General features: G+C 71.5%; 17 protein-coding genes. 4 read left to right on the forward strand and 13 right to left on the reverse strand.

What is annotated here, in order from left to right; all coding sequences use genetic code 11:
• Positions 1–45: 45 nt before the first annotated feature.
• The 9 genes from ACWDZ7_RS07170 to hrcA all read right to left on the reverse strand — a co-directional run bounded on the left by ACWDZ7_RS07170 (position 46) and on the right by hrcA (position 10,573).
• Positions 46–1,047, reverse strand: coding sequence for an adenosine deaminase (locus ACWDZ7_RS07170; protein WP_451795548.1), 1,002 nt, complete (start codon positions 1,045–1,047; stop codon positions 46–48).
• Positions 1,048–1,085: 38 nt separating this feature from the next.
• Positions 1,086–1,991 carry a ribonuclease Z gene (locus tag ACWDZ7_RS07175; protein WP_451795550.1) on the reverse strand — a complete coding sequence of 302 codons (906 nt, stop codon included), beginning with the start codon at positions 1,989–1,991 and terminating at the stop codon, positions 1,086–1,088.
• 15 nt (positions 1,992–2,006) lie between these two features.
• A complete protein-coding gene (locus tag ACWDZ7_RS07180; protein WP_451513104.1) occupies positions 2,007–2,360 on the reverse strand; it encodes a histidine triad nucleotide-binding protein in 354 nt (117 codons plus the stop codon).
• A 77-nt stretch (positions 2,361–2,437) separates the two neighbouring features.
• A complete protein-coding gene (locus ACWDZ7_RS07185; protein ID WP_451795552.1) occupies positions 2,438–5,653 on the reverse strand; it encodes a S41 family peptidase in 3,216 nt (1,071 codons plus the stop codon).
• Positions 5,654–5,735: 82 nt separating this feature from the next.
• Positions 5,736–6,314 (reverse strand): hypothetical protein, encoded by a 579-nt coding sequence (locus ACWDZ7_RS07190; RefSeq protein WP_451795553.1) that lies wholly within the window; start codon positions 6,312–6,314, stop codon positions 5,736–5,738.
• A gap of 103 nt (positions 6,315–6,417) precedes the next feature.
• Complete coding sequence (locus ACWDZ7_RS07195) at positions 6,418–7,158, reverse strand: 16S rRNA (uracil(1498)-N(3))-methyltransferase (RefSeq protein ID WP_451795555.1); 741 nt, start codon at positions 7,156–7,158, stop codon at positions 6,418–6,420.
• On the reverse strand, positions 7,155–8,228 hold the full coding sequence (locus ACWDZ7_RS07200) for a nitronate monooxygenase (protein WP_451795556.1): 1,074 nt from the start codon (positions 8,226–8,228) through the stop codon (positions 7,155–7,157). Before ACWDZ7_RS07200 ends, ACWDZ7_RS07195 begins: the two co-directional genes overlap by 4 nt.
• A 188-nt stretch (positions 8,229–8,416) precedes the next feature.
• The gene (gene dnaJ, locus ACWDZ7_RS07205) at positions 8,417–9,556 is read right to left on the reverse strand and encodes a molecular chaperone DnaJ (protein ID WP_451795558.1); all 1,140 of its coding nucleotides are present in this window, start codon (positions 9,554–9,556) and stop codon (positions 8,417–8,419) included.
• Positions 9,557–10,573, reverse strand: coding sequence for a heat-inducible transcriptional repressor HrcA (gene hrcA, locus ACWDZ7_RS07210; protein ID WP_451513110.1), 1,017 nt, complete (start codon positions 10,571–10,573; stop codon positions 9,557–9,559). It lies immediately after the preceding gene.
• A 207-nt stretch (positions 10,574–10,780) separates the two neighbouring features.
• Between hrcA and ACWDZ7_RS07215 the strand changes: the two genes are divergently transcribed.
• A complete protein-coding gene (locus tag ACWDZ7_RS07215) occupies positions 10,781–11,521 on the forward strand; it encodes an MBL fold metallo-hydrolase (protein WP_451795924.1) in 741 nt (246 codons plus the stop codon).
• Between the two features lie 35 nt (positions 11,522–11,556).
• Positions 11,557–12,393, forward strand: coding sequence for a DUF3097 domain-containing protein (locus tag ACWDZ7_RS07220; RefSeq protein ID WP_451795559.1), 837 nt, complete (start codon positions 11,557–11,559; stop codon positions 12,391–12,393).
• A gap of 167 nt (positions 12,394–12,560) precedes the next feature.
• On the opposite strand, the gene hemW is transcribed toward ACWDZ7_RS07220, so the two are convergent.
• Both hemW and ACWDZ7_RS07230 read right to left on the reverse strand, forming a co-directional pair.
• Positions 12,561–13,793 carry a radical SAM family heme chaperone HemW gene (hemW, locus tag ACWDZ7_RS07225; protein ID WP_451795560.1) on the reverse strand — a complete coding sequence of 411 codons (1,233 nt, stop codon included), beginning with the start codon at positions 13,791–13,793 and terminating at the stop codon, positions 12,561–12,563.
• Positions 13,794–13,869: 76 nt separating this feature from the next.
• Positions 13,870–15,804, reverse strand: coding sequence for a SpoIIE family protein phosphatase (locus ACWDZ7_RS07230; RefSeq protein ID WP_451795561.1), 1,935 nt, complete (start codon positions 15,802–15,804; stop codon positions 13,870–13,872).
• 978 nt (positions 15,805–16,782) lie between these two features.
• Between ACWDZ7_RS07230 and ACWDZ7_RS07235 the strand changes: the two genes are divergently transcribed.
• A complete protein-coding gene (locus tag ACWDZ7_RS07235) occupies positions 16,783–20,826 on the forward strand; it encodes a HAMP domain-containing protein (RefSeq protein ID WP_451795925.1) in 4,044 nt (1,347 codons plus the stop codon).
• Between the two features lie 33 nt (positions 20,827–20,859).
• Positions 20,860–21,444, forward strand: a complete 585-nt coding sequence (locus ACWDZ7_RS07240) for a response regulator (RefSeq protein ID WP_451795562.1) — start codon at positions 20,860–20,862, stop codon at positions 21,442–21,444.
• A 34-nt stretch (positions 21,445–21,478) separates the two neighbouring features.
• Here the strand turns inward: ACWDZ7_RS07240 and ACWDZ7_RS07245 are convergent, their stop codons facing one another.
• A complete protein-coding gene (locus ACWDZ7_RS07245) occupies positions 21,479–23,368 on the reverse strand; it encodes an AMP-dependent synthetase/ligase (RefSeq protein WP_451795563.1) in 1,890 nt (629 codons plus the stop codon).
• A 270-nt stretch (positions 23,369–23,638) separates the two neighbouring features.
• A complete protein-coding gene (lepA, locus tag ACWDZ7_RS07250) occupies positions 23,639–25,510 on the reverse strand; it encodes a translation elongation factor 4 (RefSeq protein ID WP_451795565.1) in 1,872 nt (623 codons plus the stop codon).
• Between the last annotated feature and the right edge of the window lie 58 nt (positions 25,511–25,568).

Here is a 25,568-nt window from a genome sequence, read left to right on the forward strand (position 1 = left end):
CTGCGCGATGGAGTCCATACCGGGACGGTAACCCGGCACCCGCCGTCAGTCGAACGAATAGGCCTCTACCTCGGCGAGGTACTTCGCGCGCAGCGCCTCGTCCGCCGCGTCCCGGTCCAGGAAGGCCGCCTCGAAGGAGTTCCGCGCCAGGGTCCGCAGCCGCTCCTGGTCGATGCCGAGCGCCTCGCGCACGGCGTGGAAGGTGTCGTCGACGTATCCGCCGAAGTAGGCCGGGTCGTCGGAGTTGACCGTGCACATCAGCCCGGCGTCCAGCATCCGCGCCAGCGGGTGCTCCTCGAGGAGGTCGATGGCGCGCAGCCGGACGTTGGAGAGCGGGCACAGGGTGAGCGGCACGCGCTCGCGGACCAGGCGTTCGACCAGCTCGGGGTCCTCCATGCAGCGCAGGCCGTGGTCGACGCGCTCGACGCGCAGCACGTCCAGGGCCTCGGTGATGTAGGCGGGCGGGCCCTCCTCGCCCGCGTGGGCGACGAGCCGCAGACCCAGGGCGGCGGCGGCCTCGTATACCTCCTTGAACTTGGCCGGCGGGTGGCCGACCTCCGCCGAGTCGAGGCCGACGCCGATGATCCGGTCGAGGTGGGGCTCGGCGGCCCTCAGGGTCTCCATCGCGGACTCGGCGGACTCGTCGCGCAGGAAGCACATGATGAGCCGGGTGGAGACGCCGTGCCGCTCCTCGCCGCGGTCCAGCGCGCGGGCCAGGCCCTCGATGACGGTGCCGATGGGGACGCCGCGCGCCATGTGCGCCTGCGGGTCGAAGAAGATCTCCGCGTGCCGTACGCCCTGGGCGGCGGCGCGTGTGAGGTAGGCGTCCGCGAGTTCCTCGAAGTCGGCCTCGGTGCGCAGCACGGCCATCAGGCCGTAGTACAGGTCCAGGAAGGACTGGAGGTCGTCGAAGAGGTAGGCCTTGCGCAGCTCTTCGGTGTCGGCGTAGGGCAGGTCGACGCCGTTGCGCGCGGCGAGTTCGAAGGCCAGCTCGGGTTCGAGGGTGCCTTCGATGTGGAGGTGGAGTTCGGCCTTGGGGATCGGCATGGTGCGGTCTCGCTCGGGTTGTTCCGGTGGGTGGGGGGTCAGGTCCGCTTGGGCAGCGGGACGCGCAGCAGGTCGCGGGCGATGGTGAGTTCGCCGTCGTATCCGGCGGCGCGGGCCTGCTGTTCGTAGACCGCCGGGTCGGGGTAGCGCTGACTGAAGTGCGTCAGTACGAGGTGCCGCACGCCCGCGTCGATGGCGACCCGGGCGGCCTGCCCGGCGGTCAGGTGGCCGTGGTCGGCGGCCAGTTGCTCGTCCTCGTCGAGGAACGTCGACTCGATGACCAGCATGTCGCAGCCCTCGGCGAGCGCGTGCACGCCGTCGCAGAGCCGGGTGTCCATCACGAAGGCGAACCGCTGTCCGCGCCGCACCTCGCTGACCTCGTCCAGCGTGACGCCGCCGAGGCCGCCCTCCTTCTGGAGCCGCCCGACGTCGGGCCCCTTGATGCCGCGCTCGGCGAGCAGGCGGGGCAGCATGCGGCGCCCGTCGGGTTCGGTGAGGCGGTAGCCGTACGACTCGACGGGGTGGGAGAGCTTCATCGCGTCGAGGGTGTACGAGGGCGTGGCGGCCAGCGGTCCGTCGGCGGCGACCGGGGCCTCGGTGAGCCGGACGGTCTCGCGGTAGGCCGTCGCGTACCGCAGCCGGTCGAAGAAGCGCTGGCCGGAGGCCGGGTAGTGGGCGGTGACGGGGTGCGGGACCCGGTCGAGGTTGATGCGCTGGATCACCCCGGCGAGGCCCAGGCTGTGGTCGCCGTGGAAGTGCGTCACGCAGAGCCGGTGCAGGTCGTGGGCGGCGACCCCGGCGCGCAGCATCTGGCGCTGCGTGCCCTCGCCGGGGTCGAAGAGGATGCCCTGGCCGTCCCAGAGCAGGACGTAGCCGTTGTGGTTGCGGTGCCGGGTGGGGACCTGGCTGGCGGTGCCGAGCACCACCAGTTCTCGTACGGACAAGGGGGGTTGGCCCCGCTATCCGGGAGGCCACTGGAGGCCGCGGCCGCCCAGGACGTGTGCGTGGGCGTGGAAGACCGTCTGTCCGGCGCCGGCGCCGGTGTTGAAGACGATGCGGTAGCTCTCCGACTTCTCCTCGGCGGCCACCTCGCCCGCCTCGCGCAGCACGTCCGCGGCGATCTGCGGCTCGGCGGCGGCGAGCGACGCGGCGTCGGGGTGGTGTGCCTTGGGGATCACCAGGACGTGCGTCGGCGCCTGCGGGTTGATGTCGCGGAAGGCGAGAGTCGTCCCGGTCTCCCGGACGATGGTCGCGGGGATCTCCTTCGCGACGATCTTGCAGAACAGGCAGTCGCTTTGCGGTTCGCCCGCCATGGGCCGGCCTCCTCGTTCGCAGTGATCGGTCTGCCCGGAATGCTATCCCTCCGCACCGCGCGGGGGCGGCGGCGGGCCTACGGCGTCCCGGGCAGCCGCGGCGCGCTCTTCGCCGGGTTCTCCTCCAGCGCGGCGAGCGCGATCCGTACCGCCTCGTCCAACTGCGGGTCGCGGCCCGCCGCGTAGTCGTCCGGGGTGGTCACGACCTCGACGTCGGGGGCGACTCCGTGGTTCTCGACGCCCCATTCCTGGCCCTCCATCCAGAACGCGTACTTCGGCTGCGTGACCAGCGTCCCGTCGACCAGGTGGTAGCGGTTGTCGACGCCGACGACGCCGCCCCAGGTCCGCGTGCCCACCACGGGGCCGATGCCGAGCACCCTGATCGCGGCGTTGACGATGTCACCGTCGGATCCGGAGAACTCGTTGGCGACGGCGACGACGGGTCCGAGCGGCGCGTCCAGAGGGTAGCTGAGGGGCCGCGAGCCGCGCGGCAGGTCCCAGCCGACGACGCGGCGCGCCAGCTTCTCCACGATGAGCTGGGAGGTGTGCCCGCCGCGGTTCTCGCGGACGTCCACGACCAGGCCCTCGCGGGCGACCTCGACGCGCAGGTCCCGGTGGATCTGCGCCCAGCCGGGCGCCTGCATGTCGGGGACGTGGAGGTAGCCGAGGCGGCCGCCCGAGCGCTCGTGGACGTACGCCCGCCGGTCGGCGACCCAGGCGTGGTAGCGCAGCGGCTCCTCGTCGGCGACGGGGACGACCACGGCGTGCCGCGGGTCACCGCCGCCCGAGGGCGAGACGGTCAGCTCGACGGGTTTGCCCGCGGTGCCGACGAGCAGTGGTCCGGGGCCGGTGACGGGGTCGACGGGCCGGCCGTTGACCTCGATCACCGCGTCGCCGGGACGGACGGCGACGCCGGGCGCCGCCAGCGGGGACTGCGCGGAGGGGTCGGAGGTCTCGGAGGGGAGGACGCGGTCGATGCGCCACTGGCCGTCCTCGCCGCGCGAGAGGTCGGCGCCGAGGAGGCCCTGGCGGTGCGTGCCGCCCGCGCCGCCCGGGATGACGTACGCGTGCGAGGTGCCCAGTTCGCCCTGCACCTCCCAGAGCAGGTCGACGAGGTCGTCGTGGGTGGCGACGCGGTCCAGGACGGGGCGGTAGCGATCCAGTACGGCGTCCCAGTCGACGCCGCCCATGTCGGGCCGCCAGAAGTTGTCCCGCATGAGGCGGCCCGTCTCGTCGTACATCTGGCGCCACTCGGCGGCCGGGTCGACGGTGTGGCGGACGCGGGAGAGGTCGACGGTGATGTTCGAGTCGCTGTCGTCGTCGCCGGACGCGCGCCGGTCGCTGGGGACCACCTTCAGCTTGCCGTCGGTCCACAGCAGGACCCGCTTGCCGTCGCCGGTGACCGCGAAGTGGTCGGCGTCGGCGGCGAGTTCCTCCACGCGGCGCTGGGCGAGGTCGTACCGCTCCAGTTCCGTGTGCGGCTCCGGGTCGGACGGGGTGGCGCGGGAGGCGCCGAGCACGCCGCGCACCGGGTGGCGCAGCCAGAGCAGGCCGTCCTTGGCGGCGCGCAGCGTGGTGTAGCGGGCGGCCTCGACGGGGAACGGCACGATGCGGTCGGCGAGTCCGTCGAAGTCGATGCGGGTGACGGGCGCGCCCTCGCTTTCGGGCGTCTCGGCGCCGGGGCTGTCCTGCCCCTCGAAGGGTCTGCCGTGCCGCTGCGGCCCGAACGGGGACGGCGTGGTCGCGGCGAGCGTGATCAGGTACGGCCGTGAGCCGCCGACGAAGGCGAGGTCGAAGACGTGCTCGTCGTAGACCGGGTCGAAGGCGCGCGCGGACAGGAAGGCGAGGTGCTTGCCGTCGAGCGTGAACGCGGGCGCGTAGTCGCGGAAGCGGAGCGGGGTCGCCTCGGACACCGACAGGTCGGCGGTGTTGGCGAGCTTGAGCTGGCGCAGCGGGCGCGGGCCGGGGTGCGACCAGGCGAGCCAGGCGGAGTCGGGTGAGAAGACGAGCCCGGTGGCCTCGCCGTCCTGGCTGCGGTCGACCTGGCGGACCTCGCCGCTCTCCCGCTCGACGAGCAGGACACGGCCGTCGTGCGAGGCGACGGCGGCGCGGCTGCCGTCCGGCGACATGGCGAGCGCGAGGACCCGGCCGAGCTGTCCGACGGCGAGCCTGCGGGGCGTCGCGCCGGGCGCGGGGCCGGTGGCGGGGGCGAACTCCAGCGCCTCGTCGCCCTCGGCGTCGGTCACCCACACCACGTGCTCCTCACCGGCCACGCGGAAGGTGCGGGGCAGCCGGGCGCGCACCCCGTGCGTGGCGGCGAGCGCGCGGGCCGGTCCCTCGCGGTGCGTGATCCAGTGCACGGAGCCGCGTACGGAGACGGCGCTGCCGCGCCCGGTGTGGTCGGGCGCGGCGGCCCCGAACCAGCGGGCGGCGGCCACGGGGTGCGGCTGGAGGTCGGTGCGCTGCCCGCCGAGGCGGATGTCGAGGCGGCGCGGCTCGGCGCCGGTCAGATCGTCCAGGAGCCACAGCTCACCGGCGGACGCGTAGACGACGCGGGCGCCGTCGGTGGCGGCGTGCCGGGCGTAGAAGCCGTCGGTGGGGGTGTGGCGGCGCAGGTCGGAGCCGTCGGGCAGTGAGGAGTAGAGCGCGCCGACGCCTTCGTGGTCGCAGAGGAAGGCGACGCGCTCCCCCACCCACAGCGGGTACTCGATGTTCCCGTCGAGCTCTTCATGCAGGCGTACGAAGGGACGGTCGCCCCGCGCCCGGTCCGTGCGGATCCACAGCTTGCCCGCGGTGCCGCCGCGGTACCGCTTCCACCAGGCGGCCTCGCGTCCCATGGGGGCGGAGAGCAGCAGGATCTGACCGTCGGGGCCGTGAGCGACGTCGCCGACCACGCCGTAGGGGAGCGTGGCCGCGGGTCCGCCGTCCAGCGGCACGGCCCGCGCCCAGGTGCGGCGCAGGGAGGCCTGGCCCGCCGCGCTGACGGCGAGGACCTGCCCGTCGGGGGTCCAGCCGCGTACGCCGGTCTTCCAAGTGCCCCAGTACGTAAGCCTTTTGGAGGGCCCGCCGTCGATGGGCGCGATGTGCACCTCGGGCGCCCCGTCGCGGGTGGACGTCCAGGCGACGGTGGTGCCGTCCGGGGAGACGCGGGGGTGGTTCACGGGCATGTTGTCGGCGCTGACCCGCCAGGCGCGGCCCCCGTCGAGGGGGGCGACCCAGACGTCGTCCTCGGCCGTGAAAGTGGCCAACTCGCCGTGGAGGTGCGGATACCGGAGGTACGCGGTCTGAGTCACGCCACCCAGCCTAGGCAGGCGCCGGGCGGCCCGGCAGCGGTTCGGATCACTTCGTCCGGAGCCGTCCGACCGTGTCGCCGGGTCACTTGCCGGGGGCGCAGTCGCAGGTCGCGGGCGGCGGCGGGTCCGGGGTGACGGTCACGGTGACGGTCGTGGTGGGTCCGGGCTCCGGCTCGTCGTGGGAGGGCGGCGGCTGGTGGGAGTCGGGCGGCGGGGAAGGCGTGCCGCCACCGTCGCCGTCGCCGTTGCCCTCATCCGCCCCGCAGTTGCCGAGGACGTCGACCTGGAACCACTCCTTGCCATCGACCTTCGCGGTGAGGTTCCCGCGTACGCACCGGCCGTCGACGACGGCGTGCACCTTGCCCTTGATGGTGATGTCCTGGCCGTCGCCGGAATCGCCCTGGCAGTCCACCTCGACGACGGCCTCGGGCGTCGGAGCGCCGCTCTTGGGAGTCACCCGGTCCTGGTAACGGGCCGTACAGCTGAGCCACGCCACGTCGAGGCGCTGCCGCTCCAGCTCCTTGGTGCCCATCTCGTCGGTGGTGAGCGCGACCGCGGAGGTGTTCAGGTCACCGTTCACGGGGTCGCACGCGGTGACGCCGAGCGCCGCGGCGCCGGCGAGCCCGACGGCGCACAGGATCGGCGTACGCCGTTTCCACACGTTCCGCTGCTGTAACCGCCTCAATGCCCCCATAGGCGGCAGGGTGCCACCCCGTGCGCCGGTGCGGTAGACCGCTTGCGGCCATCTGTCGAACCGCGCGCTGTCAGGACCAGCGGCCCGTGCGCCCCAGGAGCAGCGCGGTCGCCGCCGTCCCCGCGGTCGACGTACGCAGCACACTGCGCCCGAGGCGGTACGGCTTCGCACCGGCCTCGGCGAAGGCCGCCAACTCGTCCGGGGAGACACCCCCTTCGGGCCCGACCACCAGCACGATGTGCCCGGCCGCGGGGAGATCCGCCGTGGCCAGCGGCTCGCTGCCCTCCTCGTGCAGGACGGCAGCGAAGTCGGCGCCCGCGAGCAGGGCCGCGACCTGCTTGGTCGACGCCGCGTCGGCCACCTCGGGGAAGCGGACCCGGCGCGACTGCTTGCCCGCCTCGCGCGCGGTGGCCCGCCACTTGGCCAGCGCCTTGAGGCCGCGCTCGCCCTTCCACTGCGTGATGCAGCGCGAGGCGGCCCACGGCACGACCGCGTCGACGCCGGTCTCCGTCATGGTCTCGACGGCGAGTTCACCGCGGTCGCCCTTGGGCAGCGCCTGGACGACGGTGATCCGCGGCTCCTCCTCGGGCTCCTCGGCCACGGAGTCCATGTGCACGACGAGCCGGTCCTTGCCCTCGGTGTCCACGACCACGCACTCCGCCCACCGTCCGGCACCGTCGGTCAGGACGACGTCCTCACCGGCGCGCAGCCGCTTCACGGAGACGGCGTGCCGCCCTTCGGGGCCGTCGAGTACGTAGCGTCCGCCGGCACCCGCGTCGAAGTGCTCGACGACGAAGACGGGGGCGGTCACGCGGCGCCCCCCTGCGTCAACGCACCCCTGGCCTCGGCCAGTTCGGCCGCGAGGACCTCCACGAGCTGCCCGGCGGGCAGCTCCCTGGCGAGCCGGTGGCCCTGCCCGGCCCAGAGCGCCATGCCCTGCGCGTCACCGGCCTTCGCGGCGGCCTTGCGCAGGCCGCTGGTCAGGTGGTGCACCTGGGGGTAGGCGGCGGGCGCGTAGGGGCCGTGCTCGCGCATGAAGCGGTTGACGAGGCCGCGCGCGGGCCGCCCGGAGAACGCCCGGGTCAGCTCGGTCCGCACGAACAGAGGATTGGTCATGGCCTGCTTGTGCAGGACGTTGGCGCCCGACTCCGGGGCGACCAGGAACGCCGTGCCGAGCTGCGCGGCGTCCGCGCCCGCCGCGAGCACCGCGGCGATCTGCGCGCCGCGCATCAGGCCGCCCGTGGCGACGAGGGGGACCCGCACGGTCTCGCGGACCTGCGTGACGAGGGAGAGCAGCCCGATCCCGGCGCCGTCGGCCTCGGGGTTGTCGCGGTGGGTGCCCTGGTGTCCGCCCGCCTCGACGCCCTGTACGCACACGGCGTCGGCGCCGGCCCACTGGGCGGTCCGCGCCTCCTCCGGCGTGGTGACGGTGACGACGGTGAGGGTGCCGACGCGCGCGAAGGAGTCCAGGACCTCGCGGGTGGGGCACCCGAAGGTGAAGGAGACGACCGGCACCGGGTCGTCGAGCAGGATCGCCAGCTTGGCGTCGTATCCGTCGTCGCGCCCGCTGTCGGGGTCGCCGAGCTGAGTCTCGTACCAGGCCGCCTCACCGGCGAGCTGGCTGCGGTACACCTCGACGGCGGCGGCGTCCGCGGTGTCGGGCTGCGGCATGAACAGATTGACGCCGAAGGGCCGCGAGGTCAGTCCCCGCACCTGCTTGATCTCCTGGTACATCCCGTCGGCGGTCTTGTACCCGGCGGCGAGAAAACCCAGACCACCGGCGTCCGAGACGGCCGCGGCCAACTGCGGACAGGAGGCACCGCCCGCCATGGGAGCCTGCACGATCGGATGGCGGCAGAGATCGGTCAGCGCGGAGGACATAACGGCATCGTGCCACGCCCTGCCCGACCAACCGAATCGCACCCTCGCACCCCACGGAGACTCGGGGAAGCCCCGTAAGGGGCGCGGGGAACTGCGCGAGCAACCCAAAACGACCCGCAGAGGGCAGACGGCGAAACGCCCCCGGCACGGGACAACCCGCCCCGGGGGCACCGGCACCGCCCAAGGCGCTACCGCCCGTTGAACGCGTCCTTGAGGCGAGAGAACAACCCCTGCTGCCCCGGCTGGAACTGCCCCGTGGGCCGCTCCTCCCCGCGCAGCGCCGAAAGCTCCCGCAGCACCCGCTCCTGCTCGGCGTCGAGCTTCGTCGGCGTCAGGACCTCCACGTGCACGATGAGGTCACCGCGCCCGCCGCCCCGCAGATGCGTGATGCCACGGCCGTGCAGCGGCACCGACTGACCGGACTGCGTGCCCGGCCGGATGTCGATCTCCTCCAGGCCGTCCAGCGTCTCCAGCGGCACCTTCGTGCCGAGGGCCGCCGCCGTCATCGGAATGGTGACGGTGCAGTGCAGATCGTCGCCGCGCCGCTGGAAGACGGCGTGCGGCAGCTCATGGATCTCCACATACAGGTCACCGGCGGGACCGCCACCGGGCCCGACCTCGCCTTCACCGGCGAGCTGGATCCTGGTGCCGTTGTCGACACCGGCGGGGATCTTCACGGTCAGCGTCCGGCGTGACCGGATCCGTCCGTCGCCCGCGCACTCGGGGCAGGGCGTCGGGACGACGGTCCCGAACCCCTGACACTGCGGGCACGGCCGCGAGGTCATGACCTGGCCGAGGAAGGACCGCGTGACCTGCGACACCTCACCGCGACCGCGGCACATGTCACACGTCTGGGCGGAGGTCCCCGGCGCGGCACCCTCACCGCTACAGGTCGTACACACCACGGCGGTGTCGACCTGGATGTCCTTGGTGGTCCCGAAGGCGGCCTCGTCGAGGTCGATCTCCAGCCGGATCATGGCGTCCTGGCCGCGGCGCGTGCGCGACCGGGGGCCGCGCTGCGACGCCGTTCCGAAGAACGCGTCCATGATGTCGGAGAAGTTGCCGAAGCCACCGGCGCCGAAGCCGCCCGCGCCCCCGGCGCCGCCCGCCTGGGACAGCGGGTCGCCGCCGAGGTCGTAGACCTGCTTCTTCTGCGGGTCCGACAACACCTCGTAGGCGGCGTTGATCTCCTTGAAGCGCTCCTGAGTCTTCGGATCCGGATTCACGTCCGGGTGAAGCTCACGGGCCAGCCTGCGGAAGGCCTTCTTGATCTCGTCCTGGGAAGCGTCGCGGCGCACGCCGAGTACGGCGTAGTAGTCCGTGGCCACTTACGACTCCGCCAGGATCTGTCCGACGTAACGTGCCACTGCGCGTACTGCTCCCATCGTTCCCGGATAGTCCATGCGGGTCGGTCCGACCACGCCTAGTTTCGCGACTGCCTCGCTGCCCGAACCGTAGCCGACCGAGACCACGGAAGTGGAGCTGAGGCCCTCATGGGCGTTCTCATGACCGATCCGTACGGCCATGCCCGAATCCTGCACCTCGCCGAGCAACTTGAGGAGCACGACCTGCTCCTCAAGGGCTTCCAGCACGGGGCGGATCGTGAGGGGAAAGTCATGTCCGAAGCGGGTGAGATTGGCGGTACCGCCAATCATCAGCCGCTCCTCGGTCTCCTCGACAAGTGTTTCGAGGAGGGTGGAGAGGACCGTCGCGACAGTGCCGCGGTCCTCGGCCTCGAAGGCCTCGGTCAGGTCCTGCACCAGCTGCGGCACGTCCGCGAAGCGGCGGCCCGCGACCCTGCTGTTGAGCCGCGCCCGCAGATCGGCGAGCGACGTCTCCCCGAAGGGCGCCGGACAGTCGATCATGCGCTGCTCGACCCGGCCGGTGTCGGTGATCAGTACGAGCATCAAGCGCGCCGGAGCAAGGGACAGCAACTCCACATGACGCACGGTCGAACGCGTCAGCGAGGGGTACTGCACGACGGCGACCTGCCGGGTCAGCTGCGCGAGCAGCCGCACCGTACGCCCCACCACGTCGTCGAGGTCGACGGCGCCGTCGAGGAAATTCTGGATGGCGCGGCGCTCGGGGGCGGTCATCGGCTTGACGCCCGCGAGCTTGTCGACGAACAGCCGGTAACCCTTGTCCGTCGGGATGCGCCCCGCGCTGGTGTGAGGCTGGGCGATGAACCCTTCCTCCTCCAGCGCCGCCATGTCGTTGCGCACCGTGGCCGGGGAGACGCCGAGGCTGTGCCGCTCCGTGAGCGCCTTGGAGCCGACGGGCTCCTCCGTCCCGACATAGTCGTGGACGATGGCGCGCAGCACTTCGAGCCTGCGTTCACTGAGCATCGCGCACACCTCCAGCCGTCATCCGTCGCGGTGAGTCCCCTGCCTGGCACTCAACGTGGGTGAGTGCCAGGCTGTCAAAAAGTCAGTGTACGGCCGTGAGGTACGGGCCCGGCAAGGCCGGACCCCTCTCGGTCTGCTCTCGGTCTGCTCTCGGCCCGCTCCCGGTCTGCCGAGGGGTATCGCAGCGGCTAGCGTCACCGTATGGATGTGGAGCCGACATGGGAAGCGGCCGGCTGGGAGCGACTCGCGCCGCGTGTGGGGCGGTGCCGCCTGCCGGTGTGGGACTGCACCGCGGGGCTCGTCGTCGGGGACGACGCGGCCCTGATGATCGAGGCCGGGTCGGGCCTGGCGGAGGGCGCGGCGCTGCGGACGCGGGCCAGAGACCTTCTCGGCGGGAGCCGCCGCGTGACGCATCTCGCTCTGACGCATCCGCACTTCGACCACGTCCTGGGGGCGGCGGCCTTCGCGGGCGTGGAGGTGTACGGCGCGGTCGGCATCGACACGGTCTTCGCCAAGGGCGGCGACGAGCTGCGCGCGGACGCGGTGCGGCACGGGGCGGACCCGGAGGCCGCCGCGGAAGCGGCCGACCTGCTGGTGCGCCCGCACCACCTGGTGTGCGGGGAGTGGACGCTGGACCTCGGCGGCGGCGTCCAAGTGCTCCTCGCGAACGTCGGCCCCGGCCACTCGGGCCACGACATGGCGGTCCTGGTGCCCGCCGCCGCCGGTGACGGGCGGGAGATCGTCTTCTGCGGCGACCTGGTCGAGGAGTCGGGCGAACCACAGGCCGGCCCGGACGCCGTGCCCGGGCGGTGGCCGGCGGCGCTCGACCGGCTCCTCGACCTCGGCGGCGAGGACGCGCTGTACGTCCCGGGGCATGGCGCGGTGGTCGATGCGGCATTTGTCCGTACGCAGCGGGCCACGTTGGCGGCCCGTTTCGGCGTGTCGTGACGGACGTCCCGCGTCTTCTTCCTATCGTTGGCAGGATGCGCCAGTACTCCGCCGATCTCACCCCGCCCTGGAAGAAGCCGAAGCCCGTACCGGAGGTGGCGGCCGACGCCGGCCTCGTGGTCGAGGAGCTGGGCACCGGTTTCTGCGGGGCGGTGATCCGCTGCGAGAAGACGGCGCAGGGCCCGACGGTGACGCTGGAGGACCGCTTCGGGAAGCAGCGCGTCTTTCCTATGGAGCCGCGGGGATTCCTCCTGGAAGGCAGGACGGTCACTCTCGTCCGCCCGGTCGCCGACTCGGCTCCTCCTGTACGTCCTTCCCGTACCGCATCCGGCTCGGTGGCCGTCCCCGGAGCGCGGGCCAGGGTCGCCCGCGCGGGACGCATCTACGTCGAGGGACGCCACGACGCGGAACTGGTCGAGCGGGTCTGGGGCGACGACCTGCGCATCGAAGGCGTCGTCGTCGAGTACCTGGAGGGCATCGACGACCTGCCCGCGATCGTCGCGGAGTTCTCCCCCGGCCCCGACGCGCGGCTCGGCGTCCTGGTGGACCACCTCGTCCCCGGCTCCAAGGAGTCCCGCATCGCGGCGCAGGTCACCGGCGCGCACGCCCTGGTGGTCGGCCACCCCTACATCGACGTGTGGGAGGCGGTGAAGCCGGCCTCGGTGGGCATCGAGGCGTGGCCCCGGGTGCCGCGGGGGCGGGACTGGAAGACGGGGGTGTGCGAGGCGCTGGGGTGGCCGGTGAACACGGGGGCGGCGTGGCAGCGGGTCCTGGGCTCGGTGCGCAGCTACAGGGACCTGGAGCCGGCGCTGCTGGGCAGGGTGGAGGAGCTGATCGACTTCGTCACGCTTCCGCCGGCCCCTGGGCCTTGACCAGTACGGACGGCGCCGCCCCTCACCGCTTCGCGGCGGTTCCCCCGCACTCCCCCGCCCCGCCGACCTCGCTCACCGCACCCCGCCGCTCCCTGGCGGTTCTCCCACCCACCCACTCGTTTACCGGGCACCACCCTCCGGCCACCGGGCGCCCCCGCCAGCCGGACTCAGTCGACCAAGCCCCGCACCACCGCGTCCGCCAGCAACCGCCCGCGCAGCGTGAGGACCGCCCGCCCTGCCTCGTAAGGGCCGGCCTCCAGCAGGCCATCCCCCAGCGCCTTGCGCGACGCCGCGAGCCCGGCCTCCCGCAGGAGAGACAACGGGCAGCCCTCACGGAGCCGCAGCTCAAGCAGGATCCGCTCGACCCGGCGGTCCTCCGCGGAGAGGATCTCCCGCCCGGCCCCGGGCGACCTGCCAGAAGAAAGCGCGGCAGCGTACGCCCCGGGATGCTTCACGTTCCACCACCGCACGCCCCCGGCATGGCTGTGCGCCCCGGGCCCGGCGCCCCACCAGTCGGCGCCGCGCCAGTACAGCTCGTTGTGAAGGCACCGGCCCGCCTCGGACGTGGCCCAGTTGGACACCTCGTACCACTCGAAGCCCGCGCCGCCCAGCACCTCGTCGGCGATCAGGTACCGGTCCGCGTGGACGTCGTCGTCCGTCATCGGGACCTCCCCGCGCCGGATCCGCCGCGCCAGCTGCGTGCCCTCCTCGACGATCAGCGCGTACGCACTGATGTGGTCGGGCCCGGCCCCGAGCGCCGCGTCCAGCGTGGCCCGCCAGTCCTCGTCCGTCTCCCCGGGCGTGCCGTAGATGAGGTCGAGGTTCACGTGGTCGAACCCGGCCTCCCGCGCCTCGGCGACGCACGCCTCGGGCCGCCCGGGCGTATGCGTACGGTCGAGGACCTTCAGAACATGCTGCTTCGCGCTCTGCATGCCGAAGGAGACCCGGTTGAATCCGCCCTCCCGCAGCTCGGCCAGGTAAGCGGCATCGACCGACTCCGGGTTCGCCTCGGTCGTGATCTCCGCGTCGTCCGCCAGCCCGAACTCGTCCCGCACGGCCGCCAGCATCCGCACGAGGTCCCCCGCGGCGAGCAGCGTCGGCGTACCGCCCCCGACGAAGACGGTCCGCACGGGTCGCGGGTCGTCCCCGAGGACCTTCCTGGCGAGCCGCACCTCGTCGACGAGGGTGTCCGCGTAGTTGTCGCGGGAGGCGAGCACACCGCCGGAGCCGCGCAGCTCGGTCGCGGTGTAGGTGTTGAAGTCGCAGTAGCCGCAGCGCGTGGCGCAGTACGGGACGTGCAGGTAGAAGCCGAGGGGGCGGGAGGCCGCGCCGTCCAGGGCGGACGCGGGCAGCGTCCCGTCCTCGGGCATGGGCTCACCATCGGGCAGTGCGGAAGGCATGCCTTCCATTGTCCCGCACCACGGCAACGTCCGACGCCGTCACGGGATGCCCCCACCACGACACCGCCCGGCGCTCTCACCGGGCCTGCAGCACCAGCAGCGCCAGGTCGTCGTCCGGCGGCCGCTCCGAGAATTCGTGCACGAGCCTGCGGATCCGCTCCGCCACCAGGCCCGCGTCGAGGCCCGCACAGCCGGCGAGGGCCTGGGCGAGGCCGTCGCCGTCGTCGAACTGGAGTTGTCCCGAGCGGCGCTCGGTCACGCCGTCCGTGACGCACAGGAGGGTGTCGCCGGTGCGCAGGTCGAAACTCTCGCTCGTGTACGTCTCGTCGTCGACGACCCCGAGCAGCATCTGCGGGGTCGCCGCCGCCCACACCTCCCCCTCGGGGGAGAGCAGGAGCGGCAGCGGATGTCCGGCGCACGCGATGGTGCAGCGCACGCCTCCTTCGTACGGGGTCAGCTCGCCGTAGAGGAGGGAGAGGAAGCGCGAGGTCGGACCGTCGGGGGAGACGCCCTGGCCGCCCGCGACGGCGACGACCGCGGCCGCCGCGTCCGCCGCCTCGGTCGCGTCGTCGAGGAGCAGTTGGTTGAGGCGGTCGAGGACCTCCGCGACCTGGTAGCCCTCGCGGGCGAGCAGCCGCAGCCAGGGGCGGGCGAGGCCGATGACGACGGCGGCCTCGGGCCCCTTGCCCTGGACGTCGCCGAGCGCGAAGCACCAGCGTCCCTCGCCCGCCTGGAACACGTCGTAGAAATCGCCGCCGGGCCCGCCCTTGTCCCGCGGCTCGTACACCAGGCCGCTCTGCACGCCGGGGATCTGGGCGACCTGGCTGGGCAGCAGTCCGCGCTGGAGGATGCGGCTGATGTTGGCCTGGCGCTGATAGCGGCGGGCCGTGCTGACGGCGAGCGCGACGCGGCGGCTGAAGTCCTCGATGAGGCCGGTGACCTCGTCGGGGAAGGGGGTCTCCCCGGCCCGGCCGCGAGCGAGGGGGTGGACGAAGCCCGCCCGGCCGATCACCAGCGTGCCGAGCGCGCGCCCTCCGGCGATCAGGCGGTACGCGAGTGCCGTGCCGGACGTCTCGCCCGCCAGCGCCTCGCCGGGCCAGCGGACGGGGATGGCGCCCGTGCCCGCCGCGTCGGGCAGCTGGGGAGGGTCCTTCTCCAGGACGCGGCGCAGCTCCTCTATCCGGTGCTCGCTGGTGTGCCAGACGCGGGCGAGGCGTGCGCCCGGTGCGCCGGGTGCCGCGCGGGACGGGCCCTCCGACGCGTCGTCGAGCCAGACCGCGCACCAGTCGGCGAGCCGCGGCACGAGCAGCTGTCCGGCGAGGGCGGCCACGAGGTCCTCGTCGAACTGCCCTGCCAGCAGGTCGGACGCCTCGGCGAGGAAGCTGAGCGCGCCGCGGTTGACCCACTCCGTGTCGTGCGTGACGCGCTTGGGCAGGGGCGCGAGGATCTCGGCGGCGCTGAGGCCGCGCTGCAGCGCCTGTTCGCTCGCGTACGACTCGATCTCCTGGTCGGCCTGGACTCCCTCGACGGGGAGCCGGGCCCAGACGGTCTTGGTGCCCGTGCGGTAGGTGATGCCCCAGGACTCGGAGAGGGTCGCGACGAGTTGCAGGCCTCGCCCGTATTCGGGGGTGCCGACGGGCGGTGGGCCCTGTTCACCGCGGACGGCGCGGGAGGGGTGGTGGTCGGAGACCTCGATGACGAGGGTCTCGGTGTCCTCGCCCGGTCCGCCCTCGTCGAGGCGGCACAGCAGTTCGACGGCCGTGCCCGCGTGCACGACGGCGTTCGTGACCAACTCGCTCACCAGCAGCACCGAGTCGTCGGCGAGGCGGTCGGTGATGCCGGCCGCCGCGGGCACGGCGAGCCGGGTCCAGTCGTCGAGCGCCGCACGCACGAATCGGCGCGCGGCGGCGGGCGCGAGCGGGTTTCCGGGCAGGGACGTGCGCACCACCGCCGGTGGGCCGGGGCGGCCCCGGTCCTTGGCGGAGCCACGGAATTCGGTCTCCCGTTGCATCGGAATGGACCCCACGGTTCGGCTCGTGAGCAGTTCGGGTGAATACGCCTCAGGCGACACCGACAGAGTGACAGACTGGCCGCGCCCATAAGCACCGAGTTACCGAAGTGGGCCGCTATGAGTGATGACCGTGCTGTGCCCGCGCCGGGATCCGGCCGAATCCCGGCCCCGACGCACTCCCCCACGCCCGCGGCACCGAAGCCCACCCCAGGGACCGCCCCAACGCCCACCCCGACGCCCGCCCCGGAGCCCGTCCCGGGAGCCGCCCCGGAGCCCGTCTCTGGAGCCGCCCCGAAGCACGTCCCGGGAGCCGTCCCGGAATCCATCCCGGAGGTCGCCCCGGAGCCCGCCCCAAAGGCTGTCCCGGAACTCATCTCGGGGGCCACCCCGGAGCCCGCGCGGGAGCACGTCCCAGGGACCGTGCCGACACCTGCCCCAGAGACCGTCTCAGGGAGTGCCCCGAAGCACCTCCCAGAGACAGGCCCAGAGGCTGTCCCAGAACCCGTCGCGGAGGCAGTCTCAGAGGCCGTCCCGAAGCTCGTCCCAGAGCCTGCGCGGGAGCACGTCCCAGGGACCGTCCCGACACCTGCCCCAGAGACCGTCTCAAGGAGTGCCCCGAAGCACCTCCCAGAGACAGGCCCAGAGGCTGTCCCAGAACCCGTCGCGGAGGCCGTCCCAGAGGCCGTTCCAGAGGCCGTTCCAGAGGCCGTTCCAGGGGCCGTCCCAGAGGCCGTTGTGGAGGCCACCGCCCCGGCACCTGACCTAGAGCATGTCCCAGGGGCCGCTCCGGCGCCCGCCCCAGAGCCCGCCCCAGGGGTCATCCCGGCACCCACCCCGAAGGCCGCCACCGGGACCATCGCCACCACGCCCGCCATTCCCTCGCACGCCACCCCCGCGCACGTCACCCCCACGCCCGCCACCCCCACACACCCCACCCCCACGACCGCCGCCACCGAGCTGCGTCCCCTGCTCGCCGCCATGCGGGCCGCTCGGGACGGGGATTTCACGAAGGTCGTGCCGGTCGGTGAGGGGATCACCGCTGAGCTGTACGCGGTCTTCAACGAGATGCTCGACCGTTCGCTCCACTTCGACAGCGAACTGGTCCGCGTACGCCGGGAGATCATCCGGCACGGCCGCCTCGACGAGCGGTTCGCGGCCAGTCCGGGGCAGGGCAGGTGGACCGACCGTGTGCAGGAGGTCAACACCCTCCTCGACTCCCTGGTCGCCCCGGCCGCCAACGCCACCCGGGTGCTGAACGCGGTGGCGGGCGGTGACCTCACGCAGCGCGTCGACCTGCACGACGGCACCCGCGAGCTGAGGGGCGATCTGCGCCGGCTGGGCCGCGCCGTCAACACGATGGTCGATCAGCTGTCCCTCTTCACGGGCGAGGTGACGCGCGTCGCCCGCGAGGTCGGCACGGAGGGGCGGCTCGGCGGGCGCGCCAAGGTGCGTGGGCTCTCGGGGAGTTGGCGTGACGTGACGGAGGCGGTCAACACGATGGCGTCGCGGCTCACCGCCCAGGTGCGGGACATCGCTCTGGTGACCACGGCGGTCGCGCAGGGCGACCTGACCCGCACGGTCACCGTCGAGGCGACCGGTGAGCTGCTGGAACTGAAGCTCACCGTGAACACCATGGTGGAGCAGCTCTCCGCGTTCGCCGCCGAGGTGACGCGCGTCGCCCGCGAGGTCGGCACCGAGGGCCAGTTGGGCGGCCGCGCCCAGGCGCGCGGCGTCTCGGGCGTGTGGAAGGACCTCACCGACAACGTCAACTTCATGGCGTCGAACCTCACCTCCCAGGTCCGCAACATCGCCCAGGTCACCACCGCCGTCGCCAACGGCGACCTGAGCCAGAAGATCACCGTCGACGCCCGGGGCGAGATCCTGGAGCTGAAGTCGACGGTGAACACGATGGTCGACCAGCTCTCCGCCTTCGCCGACGAGGTGACGCGCGTGGCCCGCGAGGTCGGCACGGAAGGGAATCTCGGCGGGCGGGCCCAGGTGCGCGGCGTGTCCGGCGTATGGAAGGACCTCACCGACAACGTCAACTTCATGGCGGACAACCTCACCTCCCAGGTGCGGAACATCGCGCTCGTGTCGACGGCCGTCGCCCAGGGCGACCTCGGCAAGAAGATCACGGTGGAGGCGAAGGGCGAGATCCTGGAGCTGAAGTCGACGATCAACACGATGGTCGACCAGCTCTCCGCCTTCGCCGACGAGGTCACCCGCGTCGCCCGCGAGGTCGGCACGGAAGGGAATCTCGGCGGACAGGCCCAGGTGCGCGGCGTGTCCGGCGTATGGAAGGACCTCACCGACAACGTCAACTTCATGGCGTCGAACCTCACCTCCCAGGTCCGCAACATCGCCCAGGTCACCACCGCCGTCGCCAACGGCGACCTCTCCAAGATGATCACGGTCACCGCGCGCGGCGAGATCCTGGAGCTGAAGGACACCGTCAACACGATGGTGGAGCAGCTGCGCGCCTTCGCCAACGAGGTGACGCGCGTGGCCCGCGAGGTCGGCACGGACGGACGGCTCGGCGGCCGCGCGCAGGTGCTCGGCGTATCGGGTGTGTGGAAGGACCTCACCGACAACGTCAACTACATGGCGGACAACCTCACGGGTCAGGTCCGCAATATCGCGCAGGTCGCGACCGCCGTGGCCCAGGGCGACCTCTCCAAGAAGATCGACGTGGACGCGCGCGGCGAGATCCTGGAGCTGAAGACCACCATCAACACCATGGTGGACACGCTGTCGTCGTTCTCCTCCGAGGTCACCCGCGTGGCCCGCGAGGTCGGCTCCGAGGGCCAGCTGGGCGGTCAGGCCCGGGTCGAGGGTGTGTACGGCACGTGGAAGCGACTGACGACGAACGTGAACGAGCTGGCGCTGAACCTCACCACGCAGGTCCGCGCCATCGCCGAGGTCGCCTCCGCCGTGGCCCAGGGCGACATGACCCGCGCCATCACGGTCGAGACGCGCGGCGAGGTCACCGACCTCAAGGACAACATCAACCTGATGGTGTCCAACCTCCGCGAGACCACCCGTGCCAAGGACTGGCTGGAGTCCAACCTCGCCCGGCTGGCGGGTCTGATGCAGGGCCACCGCGATCTGATGGAGGTCGCCGACCTGATCCTGCGCGAGCTGACCCCGCTGGTGAACGCGCAGTACGGCGCGTTCTTCCTGGCCGACCCGGACACCGCCGAGAGCCCGGCGCCCACGCAGGTCACGGCGAAGGGGCTTGCCTTCATCGCGGGGTACGGCGCGGCGCAGGGCTCCGTCGTCGACACCGGCGGGATGCCCGCGCAGGGCCTGGTGCGCCAGGCGGCGCTGGAGAAGAAGCGCATCCTCGTCGAGGAGGTCCCGCCGGAGTACATCAAGATCCATTCGGGGCTCGGCGACGCGGCTCCCGCCACCGTCGTGATCATCCCGATCCTCTTCGAGGACAAGCTGCTCGGCGTGATCGAGCTGGCCACGTTCTCCCGCTTCTCCGATGTCCACCTGGCCTTCTTCGACCAGTTCGTGAACACCATCGGCGTCGCGATCAACACCATCATCGCCAACTCCCGTACGGAATCGCTGCTCGGCGAGTCCCAGCGGCTGGCCACCCAGCTCCAGGAGCGCTCGGACGAACTCCAGCGCCAGCAGGCGGAGTTGCGCCGCTCCAACGCCGAGCTGGAGGAGAAGGCGGCGCTGCTCGCCACCAGCTCCCAGTACAAGTCGGAGTTCCTGGCGAACATGTCGCACGAGCTGCGTACGCCGCTCAACTCCCTCCTCATCCTCGCCCGGCTGCTCTCCGACAACCCCGACGACCACCTCTCCGACCAGGAGGTGCAGTTCGCGACGACGATCCACCGCTCGGGGTCCGACCTGCTCCAGCTCATCAACGACATCCTGGACCTGTCGAAGATCGAGGCGGGCCGGATGGACGTACGTCCCAAGAAGCTCCCGCTGATCAAGGTCCTCGACTACGTCCACGCGACGTTCCGCCCGCTCACCCTCGACCGGGGGCTCGCCTTCGACGTGTCGGTCGGCGAGGACGTACCGCGTGAGATGTTCTCCGACGAGCAGCGCCTCCAGCAGATCCTGCGCAATCTGCTGTCGAACGCGGTCAAGTTCACCTCGGCGGGCAAGGTCGAGCTGCGGGTCAGCCGCGTCAAGGACACCGCGTGCGACCGGCTGACGCACGACAACGACGACCTGCTCTGCTTCGCCGTCAGCGACACCGGCATCGGCATCCCGGCCGAGCAGCTTCCGGTGATCTTCGAGGCTTTCCAGCAGGCCGACGGCACCACCAACCGCAAGTATGGCGGCACCGGCCTCGGCCTCTCCATCAGCCGGGAGATCGCGGGCCTGCTCGGCGGCCGCATCACCGCCGAGAGCCTCCCCGGCGAGGGTTCCACGTTCTCGTTGTACGTCCCCGTGGTGCACCCGGGTCACGGCGCGGCCGCCGTCGCGTACGCCGCGTCCCACACCCAGCATCTGCCGGAACCGCAGGAGCACGCCGTGCTGCGGCCGCACACCTCCCTGGAACCCGACGACAGCTGGCCCACGCCCACCAAGCTGGAGGAGTGGAAGGAGGGCCGCGCGGGCCGCTTACTGCCGGGCCGCAAGGTGCTCATCGTCGACGACGACATCCGTAACGTCTTCGCGCTGACCCATGTGCTCAGCCGTGTCGGCATGCCCGTCCTGTACGCGGAGAACGGCCGCGAGGGCATCGAGACCCTGGAGCGCAACCCGGACGTCGACATCGTCCTGATGGACATCATGATGCCGGAGATGGACGGCTACGAAACCATGGCCGCCATCCGCCGCAGCCCCCGGTGGCGGGGTCTGCCCATCGTCGCCCTCACCGCGAAGGCCATGCCGGGCGACCGCGAGAAGGCCATCTCCCGGGGCGCGACCGACTACGTACCCAAGCCCGTGGACGTGGATCAGCTCCTCGGTGTCGTCTGTTCCCTCCTCGACCCCGAAAGCGGACAGTCCGGCACCTCAGCACAGAACACTGTTCCGCCGACCACTGATTGAGGCACATTCGGCCACTGATTGAGGCACTTTGACATGAGCGCAGAGCCCGTTACCGACCACCGAGCGAGCATCCTCCTCGTCGACGACATGGAGGACAACCTGATGGCACTCGAAGCAGTCCTGGCCTCCCTGAACGAGCCGTTGGTGCGCGCCCGTTCGGGCGAGGAGGCGATGAAGGCCATCCTGCGGCAGCGGTTCGCCGTGATCCTGCTGGACGTACGGATGCCGGGCATGGACGGCTTCGAGACCGCGTCGAACATCAAACGCCTCGACCAGACCAAGGACGTGCCCATCATCTTCCTGACCGGCACCGACAACGACGCCGGCTACGCCTTCCGGGGCTACGCGACGGGCGCCGCGGACTTCCTCACCAAGCCGTTCGACCCGTGGGTGCTGCGCGCCAAGGTCACCGTCTTCCTCGAACTGCACCGCAAGAACCGGCAGCTGGAGCGGATCCTGGCCCGTGAGCAGCTCCAGTTCGACGAGCTGGCCGCCCGCCTCTCCGCGATCGAGACCCATATGGCGGCGAGCAGCCTCAAAGACGTCCTGGAGCTGCGCCACCATGTGACGCACATGGAGGAACTGGTGCGGGAGATGCGCCACGGGCGGGACCGCTAGGCCGTGTCCGCGACGTCCCGCCCGTCCGGCGGGCTCAGGCCTCGCGTGAGCCCGCGTACATCTCGTCGATCAGGTGCTTGTACTCCCGCTCGACGACCGGGCGCTTCAGCTTCAGGCTGGGCGTCAGTTCGCCGTGTTCGACATCGAGGTCGCGCGGCAGGAGGCGGAACTTCTTGATGGTCTGCCAGCGCTGCAGCCCTTCGTTCAGCTCGCGCACATAGCCGTCGATGAGCTTGACCGTGGCGGGGTCGGCGCAGACCTCGGCGTAGGACTTGCCGCCCTGGCCGTTCTCCTCGGCCCAGCCGAGGATCGCGGGCTCGTCGAGGGAGATCAGCGCGGTGCAGAAGTTCCGGTCGGCGCCGTGCACCAGGATGTTGGAGACGTACGGGCACACGGCCTTGAACTGGCCCTCGACCTCGGCGGGCGCGATGTACTTGCCGCCGGACGTCTTGATGAGGTCCTTCTTGCGGTCGGTGATCCGCAGATAGCCGTCGACGGACAGCTCGCCGATGTCCCCGGTGTGGAACCACCCGTCGGACTCCAGGACCTCGGCCGTCTTCTCCGGAAGGCCGTGGTAGCCCTCCATGATGCCGGGGCCGCGCAGCAGGATCTCGCCGTCGTCCGCGATGCGCACCTCGGTGCCGGGCAGCGGCTTGCCGACGGTGCCCGTGCGGTAGGCCTCGCCGGGGTTCACGAAGGAGGCGGCGGAGGACTCGGTCAGGCCGTACCCCTCCAGGATGTGGATGCCGGCGCCCGCGAAGAAGTACCCGATGTCGGGCGCGAGGGCGGCCGAACCGGAGACGGCGGCGCGCAGCCGCCCGCCGAAGGCCTCACGCAGCTTGGAGTAGACGAGCGCGTCGGCGGCCTTGTGCTTGGCGCGCAGACCGAAGGGCACCGAGGCGTTGCCGGTCCTGCGGAAGTTGTCCTGGCTGACCTTCGCGTACTCGCGGGAGATCTCGGCGGCCCACTGGAAGATCTTGTACTTGGCGCCGCCACCGGCCCGCGCCTTGGCCGCGACGCCGTTGTAGACCTTCTCGAAGATGCGGGGCACGGCGGCCATGTACGTCGGCTGCACCACCGGCAGATTCTCGATGATCTTGTCGACGCGGCCGTCGACGGCGGTGACGTGCCCCAGCTCGATCTGCCCGGAGGTCAGCACCTTGCCGAAGACGTGCGCGAGCGGCAGCCACAGGTACTGCACGTCGTCGGGGCCGAGCAGGCCGGTCGCCGCGATGGCCTTGGCCATGTACGACCAGTTGTCGTGCGGCAGGCGCACGCCCTTGGGCTTGCCGGTGGTGCCGGAGGTGTAGATGAGCGTCGCGAGCTGGTCGGCGGTGATCGCCGCGATCCGGTCCTTGACGAGCCCCGGGTTCTTCTCCAGGTGCGCGGCGCCCCGGGCCTCCAGGTCGGCGAGCGTGAGCACCCAGCCCTCGGGGTCGCCCTCGGCGGCGCTCGCGCCCTCGGCGTCGATCACCACGACGTGCCGCAGCTCGGGCAGGTCGGCCCGCTTCTCGCGCGCCTTGGCGAGCTGGGCCGCGTCCTCGGCGATCAGCACCCGGCTGCCGGAGTCGGCGACGATGTACGCGGACTCCTCGGCGTTGGTCTGCGGATAGACGGTCGTGGTGGCCGCGCCGGCGCACATGATGCCGAGGTCGGACAGGATCCACTCGACGCGCGTGGAGGAGGACAGGGCGACCCGGTCCTCCGGCTCGAGGCCGAGCTCGATCAGCCCCGCCGCGATGGCGTGGACGCGGTCGGCGGCCTGCGACCAGCTGAGCGCCTTCCAGTCGTCGGGCCCTTCGCCCGAGGCCGCCGGGACGGGGTAGCGATAGGCCTCGGCGTCCGGCGTGGCCGCCACGCGCTCCAGCAGGAGGTGCGCCACGGAAGGCGGACGGTTCTCGATCAAGGTCTGTGTGTCGCTCACGACATCCTCCGGGCCCACGACGGTGCGGCGAACTGGCTGGCGGCTGCTTCTGCTTCTGCTTCTTACATCCCTGCGGCTACTTGTTTAACTTGCGAGTAACCTACGAGTGGTGATCAGAGTAGAGCGCCGACGCCCGGTGCGTAAGGGGCATCTGCCTGTCACTTCCTACAGACACCCAAACGGAACGCGCCCGCGCGCCGAACGCGCCGCGGGCCCCGTGCGTATGCGCACGGAGCCCGCGTGGCAGCGGCCGAGCCGCGACCGGAAAAGCTACTTCTTGGCCTTGCCGGGCCCGCTGTCGTCGCTGGAGAGCACCGCGATGAAGGCTTCCTGCGGCACCTCGACGGAGCCGACCATCTTCATCCGCTTCTTGCCCTCCTTCTGCTTCTCCAGGAGCTTCCGCTTACGGGAGATGTCACCGCCGTAGCACTTGGCGAGGACGTCCTTGCGGATGGCGCGGATCGTCTCGCGCGCGATGACCCGGGAGCCGATCGCCGCCTGCACGGGGATCTCGAAGGCCTGCCGCGGGATGAGCTCGCGCAGCTTGGCGACGAGCCGCACGCCGTACGCGTACGCCGCGTCCTTGTGCGTGACGGCGGAGAACGCGTCGACCTTGTCGCCGTGCAGCAGGATGTCGACCTTGACGAGCTGCGCGGACTGCTCGCCGGTGGGCTCGTAGTCCAGCGAGGCGTAACCACGCGTCTTTGACTTCAGCTGGTCGAAGAAGTCGAAGACGATCTCGGCGAGGGGCAGCGTGTAGCGGATCTCGACGCGGTCCTCGGAGAGGTAGTCCATGCCGAGCATGGTGCCGCGCCGGTTCTGGCACAGCTCCATGATGGAGCCGATGAACTCGCTGGGCGCGAGGAGCGTGGCGCGCACGACGGGCTCGAAGACCTCGTCGATCTTGCCCTCGGGGAATTCACTCGGGTTGGTGACCGTGTGCTCGCTGCCGTCCTCCATGACCACGCGGTAGACCACGTTGGGGGCGGTGGCGATCAGGTCGAGCCCGAACTCGCGCTCAAGGCGCTCGCGGATCACGTCGAGGTGCAGCAGCCCCAGGAAGCCGACGCGGAAGCCGAAGCCGAGCGCGGCCGACGTCTCCGGCTCGTACACGAGCGCGGCGTCGTTGAGCTGCAGCTTGTCGAGGGCCTCGCGCAGGTCCGGGTACTCCGAGCCGTCCAGCGGATACAGCCCCGAGAACACCATCGGCTTGGGGTCCTTGTAGCCGCCCAGCGCCTCGGTCGCGCCCTTGTGCAGGGAGGTGATCGTGTCACCGACCTTGGACTGACGCACGTCCTTCACGCCGGTGATGATGTAACCCACCTCACCGACGCCGATGCCGTCGGCCGGGGTCATCTCCGGCGACGAGACACCGATCTCAAGCAGCTCGTGCGTGGCGCCGGTGGACATCATCCGGATCCGCTCGCGCTTGTTCAGCTGGCCGTCGACCACTCGTACGTACGTCACGACGCCCCGGTACGAGTCGTACACCGAGTCGAAGATCATCGCGCGGGCGGGCGCGTCGGCGACGCCGATCGGGGCCGGGATCTCGGCGACGACCTTGTCGAGCAGCGCCTCCACACCCACGCCGGTCTTCGCGGAGACCTTCAGGACGTCCTCGGGCTCACAGCCGATGAGGTTGGCCAGCTCCTCGGAGAACTTCTCCGGCTGCGCGGCCGGCAGGTCGATCTTGTTCAGTACGGGGATGATCCTGAGGTCGTTCTCCATCGCCAGGTAGAGGTTGGCGAGAGTCTGCGCCTCGATGCCCTGGGCCGCGTCGACCAGGAGGACCGTGCCCTCGCAGGCCGCGAGCGAACGTGAGACTTCGTACGTGAAGTCCACGTGGCCCGGGGTGTCGATCATGTTGAGGATGTGGGTGCTGCCCTGGTCCGGGCCCTCGCTCGGGGCCCAGGGCAGACGCACCGCCTGGGACTTGATCGTGATGCCGCGCTCGCGCTCGATGTCCATCCGGTCGAGGTACTGAGCACGCATCTGCCGCTGCTCCACCACCCCGGTGAGCTGGAGCATGCGGTCGGCGAGCGTGGACTTGCCGTGGTCGATGTGCGCGATGATGCAGAAATTGCGGATCAGAGCCGAGTCGGTACGGCTCGGCTCGGGCACATTGTTAGGGGTCGCGGGCACGCAGGGTCCTGTCTCTTGAGGCGCCTGTAGCCTCGGGTCGGATCTATACGTAGCTTCC

Source organism: Streptomyces sp. NPDC003032 (assembly GCF_053591415.1).